Source organism: Prevotella sp. AM34-19LB, from assembly GCF_003468525.1.
In the GTDB taxonomy this organism is placed as follows: domain Bacteria; phylum Bacteroidota; class Bacteroidia; order Bacteroidales; family Bacteroidaceae; genus Prevotella.
The window spans coordinates 42,392-57,490 of the sequence record NZ_QSIG01000015.1; the positions used below are offsets into that span (position 1 = coordinate 42,392).

At 48.5% G+C, this 15,099-nt stretch carries 6 protein-coding genes and 3 pseudogenes; all 9 read right to left on the reverse strand.

Annotation, left to right across the window (positions count from 1 at the left end; translation table 11 throughout):
- Positions 1-42: 42 nt before the first annotated feature.
- Entirely contained in the window at positions 43-1,038 is a 996-nt protein-coding gene (locus DW830_RS06455; RefSeq protein WP_119249326.1) for a toxin-antitoxin system YwqK family antitoxin, read from the reverse strand.
- The gene (locus DW830_RS06460) at positions 1,035-1,274 is read right to left on the reverse strand and encodes a hypothetical protein (protein WP_119249327.1); all 240 of its coding nucleotides are present in this window, start codon (positions 1,272-1,274) and stop codon (positions 1,035-1,037) included. Before DW830_RS06460 ends, DW830_RS06455 begins: the two co-directional genes overlap by 4 nt.
- Positions 1,275-1,288: 14 nt before the next feature.
- The gene (locus DW830_RS06465; protein WP_119249328.1) at positions 1,289-2,098 is read right to left on the reverse strand and encodes a LytR/AlgR family response regulator transcription factor; all 810 of its coding nucleotides are present in this window, start codon (positions 2,096-2,098) and stop codon (positions 1,289-1,291) included.
- Positions 2,099-2,140: 42 nt separating this feature from the next.
- The gene (locus DW830_RS06470; RefSeq protein WP_119249329.1) at positions 2,141-4,174 is read right to left on the reverse strand and encodes a histidine kinase; all 2,034 of its coding nucleotides are present in this window, start codon (positions 4,172-4,174) and stop codon (positions 2,141-2,143) included.
- Between the two features lie 969 nt (positions 4,175-5,143).
- A pseudogene (locus DW830_RS06475) lies at positions 5,144-6,729 on the reverse strand (ATP-binding protein).
- A 393-nt stretch (positions 6,730-7,122) separates the two neighbouring features.
- On the reverse strand, positions 7,123-9,063 hold the full coding sequence (locus DW830_RS06480; RefSeq protein ID WP_119249330.1) for an alpha-L-arabinofuranosidase C-terminal domain-containing protein: 1,941 nt from the start codon (positions 9,061-9,063) through the stop codon (positions 7,123-7,125).
- 174 nt (positions 9,064-9,237) lie between these two features.
- Positions 9,238-12,473, reverse strand: a pseudogene (locus DW830_RS17305) (glycoside hydrolase family 2 TIM barrel-domain containing protein).
- 5 nt (positions 12,474-12,478) lie between these two features.
- Positions 12,479-13,689, reverse strand: a pseudogene (locus DW830_RS06490) (glycoside hydrolase family 88 protein).
- Between the two features lie 78 nt (positions 13,690-13,767).
- On the reverse strand, positions 13,768-15,045 hold the full coding sequence (locus tag DW830_RS06495; protein ID WP_119249331.1) for a DUF2264 domain-containing protein: 1,278 nt from the start codon (positions 15,043-15,045) through the stop codon (positions 13,768-13,770).
- Between the last annotated feature and the right edge of the window lie 54 nt (positions 15,046-15,099).

The following is a 15,099-nucleotide window of genomic DNA, read 5'->3' on the forward strand; positions in this document are numbered from 1 at the left end:
TCCATTATTTTTTTAATAGTTAGCATTCACATCTCACACACGTTATTTCTTCTTGCTTACCTTCCACTCGAAGAGATAGTCGATGCCCTTGATCTTTACCTTGACGAAGAGATCGGCAGCCTTGCGGTCGGTGGTATAGAGATAGCCCGAAACCACTTCGCCCGGATGGATGGTGGTGCGCTCCAGATAGCCCAGGTCCTCAGGCATCTTGTCGGAATACTTCATGCGGTTGCCGTCTTCCAGCTGCTGCATCCGGCAGATACGGGTCTGGAAATCCTTCAGCGTATTGGAGGTTCCGGCATCAAACACCTGTGCGCCCAGGTTGGCATTCACGTTGTTCTCGCGTTCGGTCTGCACAATCGCCTTGTTCTTTACCGCACGCTTAGCCACCTTCTTCTTGAACTTGAAGATTTTCTTGTCATACTCATCAGCGCCCACCAGTTCGAAATCCTTTCGCTTGCCGCCCTTCATATCGTAGATTTCAATCTGAGAAGGGTCGATATCCACATTGATCATACTCTTGTTGACGATGAAGACGCCGATTTCGCGGTAATCGCCGATGTTCTCATCCACCATCGAATTGCTCACGCCCACGATGAGTCCGTTCTTGTTGTAGTAAGGCCATGCCACACCGTTCTTATACTCGGTGAGGATTTCATCAGGCGAAGGGGTTTCCAGGATAGGCTGGTGGTCGGTGAGCGAATACTTGGAATAGTTGCCGTCGGCATCCACCACTACATAAAATCCTTCAGGGATATCATTCTTGTAGGGAGTAAGGGTGCATACCCTGCCGTTCTCCGTGAAAGAGGCTCCTACCCCCATCTTCTTGCCCTGGTTCATGAAGAAATGCTCCTTCACGTTGCCGTTATTATAATAAGAGGTATATTCGCCCGAGAGCAGTCCTGCCTGATAGGTCTTCTTCTGCTCTACCTGTCCATCCTTGAAATAGGTGGTAAAGGTACCGGCAAACTGGCTCTTGGCATCATCCTTCTTGTCGAGGACCACAAAGCTGCCTTCGCCCTGCAGTTCGCCACTCATATAGTAGGTGCGGAACTCCTTGGCTGCAGTAGAATCAGCAGGATAGAGCGCCAGGCGATAATAGTTGGCGAAAGCTTGTTAGGGGTTACCTTCCAGCTCTTGTTGTAATAGAGGGTGTCCAGCCGGTCTTGCGGAACGGGAGGAGTTTCTGGCACGATTTTCTCCTGCGCCAGGGCTGTCTGTCCTCCGAAGAGGGCAATCATCATGATGATGACCGAATACTTATTTTTCATCATAATTATTTATGTTTTTAAATACTTAAGAATCTATCTATCAGTTTCTTTCTATAGAGTCTGCCCACCTTTACATAGTCGATTTCATCGAAAGGGGGATAGAAATGGCATACATTGTCAACCACCTCGATGAGGTAATTGATGTTGACGATGAACTTCTGGTTTACCTGCATGAAATGAGGGGCGAGCGCAAGCAGGTCGGTGCTCTTCACGCTGCGTTTCAGCCTGATAGGCTTTCTGTTATCAGCCACCACCACCTCCCAGCATCTCACTTCGTGATTATACTGGAAGAGGCAGACATTCTCCTTATCCACCAGCCTGAAATCCACGGAGTTGGTATAGAAGAGCAGCTTGCCGTTAGCAACGGGTGCATTCTTCACGCCAGCCCCTACCACTCTCTCAGCCTCTTTTTCTGCCTCTTTTTCTGCCTCTTTTCCAGCCTCAAGCTCTTTTTCTGCCTCTTTCTCTGCTTCTTTCTCCAGTCGTCTGACGATGGTATCCAGCTCCTGGGGATTGATAGGCTTGAGCAGCACATCGAATGCCTGCTTGCGGAAGGCTGTCAGGATATATTCATCGTATGCCGTGTACATCACCACCTGGCAGCGGCGGTGCACGAATCCCGACAGTTTATCCAGGAAATCCAAGCCATTCACATCGGGCAGCTGGACATCCAGGAAGAGCACATCGGGCTGGTACCTGTTTACCATCGCCAGACCGTCAAGCCCACAGAGCGCGCATCCCAGCACCTCCATATCGTATTTCGTTTCCAATAAATCAGCCAAAGCCTTGCCTGAAGATTTATCGTCGTCTATGATTACAACTTTCATACACCTTATTATATTGTTTATATTCAAATTTCGCAAGTCCAGCTACATCACGAAGCCATCGGGTATGCATACCTGCGCCAGGCATCCTGCCACGCTGCCGTCTTCTGCCTTCCTGTTCTGCAGCGAGAAGGTCATCTTGTGGCGATTATGCTCGTTCACCACTGCCAGGGTCTGGGTGATGATACCCAGTCCGGTACGCTTCTTTCCCTTCTGGCGGATATCGAATCCCCTGCCGTTATCCAGCACGGAAACCACGGTATAGCCCGGCTGCTTTCTGCCTACCTTTACCTGCAAGCTCTTCCTTCCCTCCCAGCCTCTCAGTCCGTGAACCAGGGCATTCTCTACAAGAATCTGGACAAACATCGACGGGATATACGTATTCTCCACATCCACTTCGGGATCTATCTGCAACGAGAAATCGAAATCATCGCCCATCAGCGGAGTTTCCACCGCCAGATACTGCTTCACGAAACCGATCTCTGCGGCAAGAGATACCTTCGACTGGCAGGACAGATCCAGGTTGCTGCGTATCAACCGGGCAAGCCCCATCAGCTCGTCGGCTTCCGCCGTACCGGCATGCAGAATCTTGTTGTTGAGGACATTGAACACGAAATGAGGGGAGATTCGATTTCTCGCTCCTTCCAGCTTCAACTGCAGTACGCGATGCCTGCTCTCTTCGAGCCGCTTGCCGGAGCGCATGCTCTTGATGACGAAGAACATGCACAGCAGCAGAATCAGCAGCACTACAGCCAGGGCGATAGATCGGGTCTGGTTCAACTGTGCCGTCTTGTGCTCAAGCACCAGGTCGTGGTGCAGTTTCAGCGTATCCTGGGTAAAGCGGTCCATGATTTCAGAAGCTCTCATCTTGATTCTGTTGTGCTCCAGCGAATCATTCTTCAGCATATCCCTGCGCAGATTCTCGAATGCCATGCGGTAATCGCCCTTGGCGAGGTAATATCGCTGCAGATACTGATTGCGGATCTGGCGCAGGTTGAAGGCTACGAGATTGCTGAGATCCTCTCCGAACTGCTGTCTCTCGCTGTCCAGAATGCGGGTAACGGCCGCCATATCTCCCTTCTTCACCTCCTGACCGATATGAATCGTATTACAATAATATACCGCCTCTCTATCGTGGTTGGCCACCATGAAAGGCTCGCTCTCGGCAAGATATTTCTCCGACTGGGCTATGCTGTCCAGATTGAGATACACATCTGCCATATTCAGCTTGCAGAGATACATGTCGAAGCAGTCGCCCTTCTTGTGCTTCTCCAGCAACTGCTTCAGCTGCAGGAATTTGCGGAGCGACTGGGCATAGTCTTTCTTATAATAGTAGTAGTTGCCGTAATTGTTCAGGTAATACGCCTGCATAGCCAGCGACATCTGCGGGAGATGGTCTTCCGTCTGCTGATAGCACTGGAGCGATGCATCAAAATCATTGAGTTTCAGGTAGATGGTGGCCAGACCCACATAGAGGGAGACATTCTCCTCCTTAGGCAACTGGAGGGAATCTACCAGAAAGAGCGCACGGCGATACCAGGAGGCAGCCTGCGACAACTGATTCTTGAAGAGATAGGCATCACCCAGGTTGGCACAGATACTAGGCGCCTGATGCTGCACATCGCTACGCATGGAATAGGCATAGGCAGACTGGTAGAGCGAAACCACCTCGTCTGCCTTGCGATGAAAATTATGATAGTTGATGCCCTGGCAGTTGTAGGTATAGGCAAGAAGTCCGTTGCGGCGCGGAGTATCGGGCTGACGGAGGGCGAAGCGCAGGGTGCGGTCCACATAACCTACCGTAGAATCGGGCGTTGCCGACTGGCAGAACCATCTTCCCTTCCTGGCATAATACTCATAAAACGTGAGGCTGTCTTTCGCCAGCTTCATACCTTTTTCTATTTCCGTCTTAGCCTGCGACGACTGCGCATTGAGGAGTTCATCGAGCTGATGCAGTTTTTCGATACGCAGGTTATCAGCAGTTTCCTCTGCCGATTTCCGGCAGGAAGCCAGGATCATCAGCAGAGGCAAGAGAGGCAGGAGAACCTGCCAGAGGCAAAACTTATCATTTTTCATCATTTCTATTATTTTCTACAGAACTTTCGCAGTGCTGGACTGCGAAAGTTAAGTTTTCTACGAATTTACCTTGCAAATATAGGCAAATTAACGCAGACGAGCAAGCTTTTTGAATATTTTTTTCTTCTTAAAGTCATCAACATCATCAACAATGCCATGAACACAAAAGTTAAGCTGTGAAATTTCCGTCTCATAAGCCTTACATGTTTATCAGTTAATACAAAAATAGAATCTTATTGATTGAACAAATAGAATCTTATTGATTGAACAAATAGAATCTTATTGATTGCAAAGATATATAAAAAAATGTATATTCGCAACCTCCCTTTTCGGGTCATCGTGCCTGTTTGTTATCAAATGCGTTTAAACGTCGTTTTTTCGGGCTTATTCGACAATAAAAAAAACAAACTATACGGTTAAAACGGGCTGAAAGCCCAAAAGCTCTTAGCCCAGGGCATCGCCTGGGTATAATAGCAATCAATAAGACGCCCTGTAAGGGCAAAAGCTTTGTTTATTGCTTGGTTCTTTAAAGCTTTTGCCCTTACAGGGCGACGGGTTTGCGTCCATAATTACCCAGGGCGATGCCCTGGGCTAGGAGCTTCTGCCCTTTCAGGGCGTATTGGGTAATTTCAACCGTGCAGGTCGCCTCATCAGTACTATCATGGCAACCTCTCTGTAACGTCTTTGCGCCTTGTAAGTACTATCGCTGTTGCTTGTAAGTACTATCATTGTTGCATCGGTTTCACGTAAAAAGTCTTCGGAGTAACCTTTACTTGTTATCGGAAGAATTAATACTATAAGCCGGGAAAACCTATATCTTCAGCCGCACAACAGCTGTTGTGCGCTTGCATAACAGCTGATATGCGCTCGCCCACCACCTGTTGTGCAAGCGGATATCAACTGGTGGGCGATGAGTTATTGGATATAACGGATGCTTGAGATTACTCATCAAGCATCCGTTTTGCAAATCACCTACTTCATTTTCCACCCATCAATGGTTCCCGTCTTCGATGAGAAGTTGCAGCCTATCTGATAAATCTTTCTTCCATCTGCAGCATATTCCCTGGCGTAGCCATTTCCTCTATCTGCTTCAGGGCTTCCTCTGCCGAACCATCACGCTTGAACTCGAAGATGTAGATATAATTCTGTGTCTCTACCACGCAATCTACCCTACCTTCGCTTTGCTGCTTTTCGATAAAGACCGTGAAACAGCTAATCATTCTCAATACGAGATAGAATGTGTATTGGAAATAACGTTCCTTCTCTCTTTCATCATCCTTGCGACGCTGCGTGTATGGAATGCTGGCAAAGAAAGAAGTCAAGAGATTCTCCAATTCCTTGCAATCGCCTTCTTTCATTACTTTTACAACCTGGACAACCCATGCATCCGTAGATTCTGAAGGTTTCAAATAACTTGTTGCCAACATGGTCAAAAAACCATGTTTTACCTCATCATTCGGAAAATCCAGAAGATAGGAATTAGTATCCATTTCCCAATCCTTGATGGTAAGATAACCGCTCTGATAAATCATTGGCAGAGGTGCCTCTTTGTCTGCCTTATAGTCAATAAAGCTGCTTACAGGATAATACTTATTGACGATTTCGTTGATATTTTCGTCGAAATGCGTCAACAAACGAACCAGATAAGTTGGCGAACCTGTGCGGAACCAATAATCATCCAGCCTATTCTTGCCAAAGGCATTCAAGATGCTGAAAGGATTGTAGATATCAAGCATATTGGGACTGAAGTGGTAACCATCAAACTTCCTCTTCAGCTTGTGCTTCATTCCTTCCTCTGTGGTCTTATATCTCACAGCCATTGCTTTAATCTGTTCCTCGAAAGTAGAATACAACTCCTCTTCCGTAATGCCACAAAGTGCCTCATAATGCTCATCCATACTGATGTCGTTAGGCTGGTTGAAACCACTAAACACGCTCACCTGCGAAAACTTGGTGACACCAGTGAGCAAGACAAACTGTAAATAAGCATCGGCAGCCTTAAAGACACTATAGAAACCTTTCAAGATTTCACGATGCCAGTCCTCGAGCAATCGCTCCTGACCATCAATCGTTGTCTTAATATTCGTATCAAGCACATCCAGCAATGGCTTGTCGTATTCATCTATCAGCACAACAGCACGGAGACCAGTCTTCCGATGAGCCTCCTTCAATACACTTACAAATCTATCCCCCAAAGTTACACTATACTCATCCTTTCCATAAATTGCTTCTTGTCTTTCCACAAAAGACATCAGTGTTTGTTCCAACACACCAGGATTAGTAAAGTTATTACCATTAAAGTCGAGGTGGAACACTGGATATTGCTTCCACTCCTTCTCCTGCTTGTCGATGGCAAGCCCCTTGAACAACTCCTTCTTGCCTTCAAAATAACACTTCAAGGTAGAAACGAGCAATGACTTTCCAAATCGTCGTGGACGACTCAGAAAGTATATTTTACCTTTAGTCACTAAGTCATAGACCAATGCCGTCTTATCGAGATAAACATAATCATCTTCTATGATTTGTTCGAAGTCCTGTATTCCTATAGGATATTTCATATTGCTGCCATTTTATGTCGAGTAAGTAGAGGGAATTTCACCCTCCCTTCTCTCGGAACCGTGCTTGACAGTCTCCCATCACACGGCTCTTCGTACTTAACTCTTTTGTTTATTAGTTTATATTCTTTATTAACCTAGACGTGGATAGGGTACAAATCCCTTCACCTTCTGTCTCAGGACACACTATCTGAGGGCAAAGATAATACTTTATCTCCTAATCTCCAAAACTTTTCAAGAAAAACTTCTACCATACAGGTATTTGAAAGTAGCTTTCTATAGACACAGGATTATGCTGGTGCTCCAAAAAAATCCCTTGCAACATTGCTGCTGCAAGGGATTCGCCATTTTTCTACCTTAAATGGTTATACACTACATAAACTTTAAAACTAAAACTTAAAATCTATATACTACAAAACTGTTCGCCTTCATCTTCACATTCAAGACGTTGCCGTTAGCCTGAGCATCTGATACAACAGGAACAACCACATTCTTGTTGTCAATTTTGTTCTCTGCCTGAATATCATCAGCATGAAGAACAGTCATCTTGCCAGGGTTCAACTTCTTGATGCCATTGAAGGTAACGTTGATTTCCTTTGCCTCGTTAGAGGTATTGGCAATCTTCACGATGTAGCTCTTGGTAGCCTTGTCGAAACAAGCGGTGGCATAGAGACCATTCTCGCCAGCTACAGCCTTGCCGTTCTCGGTAAGCTTCAATACGTTGGTACCCTTGTTCTCGCCGTAGAGCTGCTGAACATAGTAGTTGGCAGAACGCACAGAGCTGAGATTATCAAACCAGATGAGGTCCGGACGCCACTGCCATCCCTCAACGTGAGCGAAGAGAGGAGCATAGGTAGCCTGATAAACCACATCGGCATTGCGCTCCAAGCCGGTCATGAAGGCAGCCTCTGAAAGCGCAGCCTCCCAAGAGTTAGGGTCGTGCTCGGCATGAGCTGCATACTCGCCGGCAAATACCTTAGGACCCTTGCGGTCGTACTTGTCGTAACGGCTGGCATTGCTGCGGAACCACTCAGGGCTCTTGTAGTAGTGCTCATCTACCATATCTACGCCCAACTTGCGCATCTGCTCCCAACCATAGTCGAAATCCTTGCCGTCGGCAGATGGACCTGATGAACCGCAGATCTTGATCTTAGGATACTTGGCATGGATCTGCTCCATAAACTTCTGCAGACGCTCAGGGTACATAGGTCCCCACTGCTCGTTACCGATACCTATCTGCTTCAGGTTGAATGGAGCAGGATGGCCCATATCGGCACGGAGCTTACCCCACTTGGAGGTGACAGGACCATTGGCAAACTCGATGAGGTCGAGTGCATCATCGATATAGCTCTGGAGATCCTTGACAGCTACATGCGCATTAGGATCCTTATCATCGTTCTGATACTGGCAAGCCAGACCTACTGAGAGAATTGGCAATGGCTCAGCACCAATCTTCTCTGAAAGGAGGAAGTACTCGTAGAAGCCCAAGCCCAAAGACTGATAGTAGTTAGGGAAAAGGCGATGTGGGAAGGTATCTCTCCAGCGGTTCTCGTTCAGTGGGCGGTTCTCTGGAGCACCCACAGAGTTCTTCCACTCATAACGGGTATCGAGGTCGGTTCCCTCTACGATACATCCGCCAGGGAAACGGAAGATGCCTGGCTTCAGGTCGGCGAGATCCTGTACGAGGTCGGCACGGAGACCATTCCAGTTATCTTCTGGGAAGAGAGAGATGTGGTCGAGATCTACGCTCTCAGAACCTTTCTCCAGATATATGCGCATCAAACCCTTGGCATCAGTCTGAGGAGAGGTCAGGGTAGCTGTAAGCTTCTGCCACTTGTTGTTGGTGATATTGATGACCTGCTTGGCAATGACATCATTCTTGGAATTGACCAGCTCCACACGGATCTTGCCCTGCTTGCCATCGATGAGATGAAGACGGCCATATACGGTGAAATCGTACTTCATATCCTTCTTCAAGCCCATACCGAAGAAACCGCGGTTCTCCAAACCGGTCTGCTTCTCACGCGCACCGGCACTCTCGAGAGTTACATAATGAGGGTTGCGGTCGAAGGCTGGCTTCACGTCATTGAGGGTTACGTTGCCGAATGTATTCCATCCCATCAGGCGCTGTGGGAACTCGAAAGAACGGTTTTCCACCATCTCAGCATAAAGACCGCCATCGGCACCGAAGTTGATATCCTCGAAGAAGATACCATACATGGTAGGCTGGATTTCTACTCCAGGCTTGTTTGCCTGAACCATAAACTGATGCTGTGCGAAAGCTCCGAGCGAAGACATCGCCATCAGCATTGCTGCGAAAATTTTAGCTTTTCTCATATTGCTTTGTTATTGTTGTTTTGTAGGTTTGTTTATATTTCTGTGAGGGAATTACTTCCAACTTCCCCACATGCGTATTTTTATACCGGTGCAAAGATACAAAAAATCCACCCCAAATGAGGTGGATTTTCTGATATAATATATTGGATTTTTGCTCAAATCTCTGTTTTTCTACTATTTACCCTGTGGAATAAGAGTAAATGTGAAGGTCTTGTTGCCATAATGTACACGATACTTCTCCAAAGGCCAAGCACCCCAAGAGTTCTCGCCGCCTACACCCATGTGGGCAGAATCGAGGAAGAGGTTGGTGAACTTAGACTTCTTCAGGTCGAAGCTGTGACGCTGCTCCTTGTCGTCGCCATCGTCGAGCTCCTCGGTATCGAAGTGGATAGCGCTGGCATAGAATGGAGTGCAGCTCTTCACCTGCAAGCCCATACCGGTAGCATCGGTCTGCTTCCACCAGCGGATATCGCTCTTGGTACCACTCTCCTGTGGACGGATGTATGGGAAGTACTGGTTGTCGGCATCATCTGTATAAACACCGATGCGCATGCAGTCCTTGCGGTCGGAGTAGTTCTCGATAGGACCACGACCGTAGTAGTTGCTCTTCTCCATGGTGTATGGCATCTGCATCAACATACCGAATCGGAACATATCGCTTACCTTAGCACCCTCTGTAGCCTTGAAGTCTTCTGTTACCTTCACGGCACCCGTATTGGCGAATACTACGTAGGTGATATCCATCTGACCCTGAACCTCCGGCATATCGAATGATGTGAGGATCGTTACAGAGTTGGTCTTCTTATCCTTCTTCACGTCGATGTTCTTCAGGTTCATCTGAGGGTTCTTCCAAGCCTTGAACTTCTTCTGAAGGCCTGCACCCATATCGTTGTCGGTAGGAGCACGCCAGAAGTTTGGCTTCAGGGTACCACCCTCGCCGAGCAATGACTTGCCATTGTAAGCATACTCAGAGATAAGACCGGTAGAACGGTCGATCTTGAAGGTGAGGTTAGGTGTGGTAACAGCTACCACATTGTTCTTCTTGGCAGCAAGCTTCATCTTCTTCTTGCCATGTCCCTGAGCCAGCATCTTGCTGCAGTCGCCAGAGCAAGCCTGCTTGGTAACTACCGGCAGCTGGGCATAAGCCATCACCTGACCGGCTGTGAGCAATGGTTCAGCCTCCTTCAGACGGAAGTCGATGTTGAGGAATACCTCCTTGCCCTTGATCTTGCTCTTGTCGTAAGGGATGGTGAAGTTCTTGGTCTGCTGTGCAGGAACATCGAGGTCGGCGATGGTACCATTCTGAGTCTCTACGCCATCCTCTTCCAGGCTCCATGCCAGGGCATAGTTGCTCAGGTCGCGGAAGAAGTTCTCATTATGTACGCTTACCTCGCCAGTCTCGGCATTCACCATCTTGGCCCAGATGTTCTGGTACTGATAAGCCACCTCGTAAGCATGAGGTTCATCTGACGGTTTGGACCGATGATACCATTACAGTTGAAGTTATTGTCGCTAGGATCATACTTGTTGTAATCACCACCATAGCAATATTCTATCTTGCGAAGCTCCTCATTGTTCATCTTGTAAGGCAGGATGCTCATAGGCTTCACGATATTGCGGTGCAATGCCTGATCTACGAAATCCCAGTCGAAACCACCCTGGAGGATAGGATACTTGCGGATCAGATTCCAGTAATCGCTCAGGTTACCGCCAGAGTTACCCATGGTGTGGTTGTACTCACACTGGATGAGTGGCATCGGACTGTTTGGATCCTTGGCATACTTCTCGGAAGCTGCTACAGGATAGTACATAGGGCAGAAGATATCTGTACCCTCGCCACGGCGAGCCTGCTCGTACTGAACAGGGCGGGTCTTGTCCTGGCTCTTGATCCACTTGTAAGCCTGCAGGAAGTTGTCGCCCATCACGGTCTCGTTACCCATGCTCCATGTTACGATGGAAGGATGGTTGTAGAACATAGACACATTGTGCTGGTTGCGCTCCATGATCTGCTTGGCAAACTCAGGCTTCTTGGCAGCCGCATCGTCGCCATACTGGAAACCATGGCTCTCCTGGTTAGCCTCAGCCACAACATACAATCCGTACTTGTCGCAGAGATCATACCAGCGAGGATCGTCTGGATAGTGGCAGGTACGAACGGCATTGATGTTCATGCGCTTCATCATCATGATGTCCTGAATCATGCGCTGCTCACTTAAGTTGTAGCCCTCATCAGGATCAATCTCATGACGGTTGGCACCCTTCAGGAGAACAGGCTGGCCATTGACCAGGAACTGCTTGTTCTTGATCTCCACCTTGCGGAAACCTACCTTTACCTGTACAATCTCGTATGGCAAGTACATACCGCCATTCTGGATAGGAGAAACTACGAGGGTATAGAGGTTAGGAGTCTCAGCACTCCACTTGCGAACATTCTTCACGCGGAGCTGATACTTAGCCACACCATTCCTTACATTATCGGTACCTGTAACGATTACCTCCTTGCCATCTGGGTCGTAAAGACCGAAGTATGCCAGGGTATTGCCCTGCACCTTGGCTGTGATGTTGAGGTAACCATCCTTATAGTTGTTCTTCAACTCTGTCTCTACACGGACATCGAGCAGGCGATGATCCTTAGAACGGGCATAGAGATAGTTCTCACGTGCCGGACCGCTCAGACGCCAGAAGTCCTGATCCTCACACCATGAACCATCACACCAGCGGAATGTCTGGAAGGCGATGAGGTTCTTGCCCTTCTTCAGGAATGGAGTGATATCAAACTCAGCGGCAACCTTGCTATCCTCTGCATAACCGGCAAACTTTCCGTTTACATAGAGATAGATGTTGGAGGTTACACTACCGAAGTGAGCGATGACGCGCTTGCCATTCCAGTTGGCTGGGATATTGATTTCACGGCGATAGGAACCTACGTGGTTGTCCTTGGTAGGAACAGCTGGTGGCTGCTGGTCGAAGTGGCCACGCCATCCGAAGCCCACGTTTACATACTCTGGCTGGCCATAGCCCAACATCTCCCAGTTGCCTGGCATCTGGATGTTGTTCCATTTAGAGTCATCAAGGTCAGTCTTGTAGAAGTCAGTAGGACGCTGATCTGCATTGGCTACCCAGTTGAACTTCCATGTGCCCTCGAGCGACAGGTAGTTCATACTCTTCTTCTTGTCAAGATACTCAGCACCTGTTCCAGGGAAGTCGTTAGGATCGTAAGCGAAGTGCATTGTGTGCAGAGGCAAACGATTGATTTCATTCACTTGGAGGTCGTGCCACTCTGTGAAAGTTGGCTGCTGGATGGCTACCGTCTTTACAGACGACTTAATGGCAGCCTTCGGTTTTCTTGCACCAAAGGCCACCATTGCCAATCCTGCCATACTCAATGTTACGAACAGTCTTTTATTCATTACTATTATAGTTTTGTATTAAGATATTTATCATATTCACAAGCGGCGAGAAGCATCGCTCCCACCCCGAAGTTTGCCTGGGAATTGGCATCTACGGTCTGTCCTGGGATGGCTCTTTCGCCGATTGGCTGAACATAGCCCACCTTGCCGTCTTCCTGAACGGCTGTTTCCGTGAGGTAAGTCCAGGCGCTGTCTATCACCTTCTTATATTCTTTTCTGTTGAGATAACCATTGTTTACTCCCCAGAGCATTCCGTAGGTGAAGAAGGCGGTACCGCTGGTCTCGGGTCCCGGAGCATGCTCAGGATCCATCATCGAGCGAGTCCAGTAACCTTCCGGCTGCTGGCATTCTGCCACAGCCTTAGCCAGCTTCTGGAACTTATCTACGAAGAACTGATAGTGCTTGTAGTCCTTTGGCATATCCTGGAGCACCTTTGCCAGACCGGCAAGAACCCAGCCATCGCCGCGAGCCCAGAAATCCTTCTTTCCGTTGGCACTCTTGTGCTTCGGATAGATGTACTTTCCATCGCGGAAGTAGAGGTTGGTCTCCTTATCGAGCATAATCTCGTCGGTGGTGAGGAGGTTATCGTAGAGCTTGTCGAGATACTTCACATCGCCGGTAAGCTTGTACATCTTGGTCATCACAGGCATCACCATGTAGAGAGCATCACTCCACCACCAATAGTCTGTCGGCTCTGAGTAAGCCTCGTAGTGCATCACCTCCTTGGCACGCTTCACCATGAATTCCGAGGCTGCGGCATTGCCCTTGACTGCTTCGATGTTGTAGAGGTCGATGTAGGTCTGGAAGCAGATCTGCCAGTCGCCGAAGAGTACGTGATCCTTACCCTCGCCGTATGCTTATACTTCCACTTGGCTGGATTGGCCTCAGTGGCACCGGTCCAGTCGTTATGCTCAGCCCAGCGGATGGTGTAATCCAGCATCTTCTGGTCTTTCAACATCTTATATACCTCCATGTTGCCGGTATGATAAGCGGCGTTGTCCCAGAAGGCACGCACCTCAGGCTTGTTGTTAGCCTGCCAGTAATTGTTTACCTTCGTGATGAGTGCTACCACCTGCTCGTGGTCCCACTTTCTGGAAGCCTTCACCTCCTTCTTATTCTGTTTCCTGACCTTGGCGGTCTTCTTGGCAGGCTGCGCTGCGCTCAAAGGCAAAGCCAGGGCTGCAGCTGCTACCAACATCATCAATATCTTGCGCATTATATTAACTCTAAACTATAAACTGTAAACTCAAAACTGTTAATTGTAAACTCTAAACAGTAAACTCTTAACTGAAAATTACCACTTGTCCTTGGTGACAATCTCGTCCGTCCAGTGATGATCCTTAGGGAACTGCTGATTGTTCCAAGCCTTCACCTGGGTCCAAGGTTGTGCTGCATCGGTCCAGAACGGATGATCGGCAGGCAGGCCGAGAGGCATGAAGGCAAGGGTGGTCATATAGAGCGAACCGTTGTTGGTGTACCAGTCGGCTACGTTCTTCTGGGTATTTCCGCAGAAACCGATAGAGAGATACCCCTTCTCATTGAAGTTGTTCTCCTGGTCGAACATGCGATGGAGCACCTTGGTCAGGGCTGCACGCACCTGTCCGTTGCTCAAATCCTTAGGCAACTTCTGATACCATGCCATCAAGGCAAGCGGCTGCATGGTTGCCATACGGTAAGGAATGCTTCTGCCGAAAGCCGGGAAGGTTCCTTCCGGAGAGATGAATCTCTCGAGGATGATGCTGTACTTCTGGCAGCGCTTCAACTCCCGGTCGTAGTACTTCTGATAGTCGAGGCGGGAATTCACCTTGGCATCCACCATCGCCTGGAGTGTTTCCAGATACATCGGATGGAACACATAGCTGCTGTAGTAATCGAATGCGAACGAAGGACCATCCGCATACCAGCCATCACCCACATACCACTCCTCTACCTTGCGGCAAGCCGAATTCACACGGTATTCATCGAAATCGCCACCCGCCTTTGCCATGAAGCTCTCGATGGTAGAAGAGAAGAGAAGCCAGTTGGTATAAGGAGGATCGATGTGGCGGAGCTTGGCAAACTCCTTCAGGTATCGCTGCTTGGTCACCTCATCCAAAGGCATCCAGAGTGTATCGTAAGCTCGGAGGAAACTCTCGGCGATATAGGCAGCATCTACCAGGTTCTGACCGCCGATGCCCCAGCAGAGATAGTCAGGACTCTGAGGATCTACGGCATTCCTGTAGGAAGCCAAAGCCCACTCACGCAGCTGCTTGCGCTGCTTGCCTTCGGCAGTAGCATCATCAGGGAGAGTCAGCCAGGGAGCCACGCCAGCCATCAATCTGCCGAAGCACTCCATATAGAGCACTTTTCTGTTGCGGTTGTCGAAGCTTGGACTGAACTCCGTCAACATATTCTTCTGCAGCTCGCCCTTTGCCATATTCTCCAGCACGGGCTGAGCCATCTTATAGGCAAGCGAGCACCAATATTGGCGGTCGCTCTGCTGCTGTGCCTTCTTCTTTGCTGCGCTGATTCCCACGAACGGAACCAAAGCCAGAAGAAGGGTGATCATGATATTCTTATATATATGAATCATAGATAGTTGCAATTTTATGAGTTTGTTGAATTCTGTTAAACGATGATTGCAGTA

What these genes read in the sequence shown, in the direction of transcription:
- DW830_RS06455 (WP_119249326.1), bottom strand. Translation starts at nt 1,038, where the DNA reads ATGAGTGGCGAACTGCAGGGCGAAGGCAGCTTTGTGGTCCTCGACAAG.
- DW830_RS06460 (WP_119249327.1), bottom strand. Translation starts at nt 1,274, where the DNA reads ATGATGAAAAATAAGTATTCGGTCATCATCATGATGATTGCCCTCTTC.
- DW830_RS06470 (WP_119249329.1), bottom strand. Translation starts at nt 4,174, where the DNA reads ATGATGAAAAATGATAAGTTTTGCCTCTGGCAGGTTCTCCTGCCTCTC.
- DW830_RS06465 (WP_119249328.1), bottom strand. Translation starts at nt 2,098, where the DNA reads ATGAAAGTTGTAATCATAGACGACGATAAATCTTCAGGCAAGGCTTTG.
- DW830_RS06480 (WP_119249330.1), bottom strand. Translation starts at nt 9,063, where the DNA reads ATGAGAAAAGCTAAAATTTTCGCAGCAATGCTGATGGCGATGTCTTCG.
- DW830_RS06495 (WP_119249331.1), bottom strand. Translation starts at nt 15,045, where the DNA reads ATGATTCATATATATAAGAATATCATGATCACCCTTCTTCTGGCTTTG.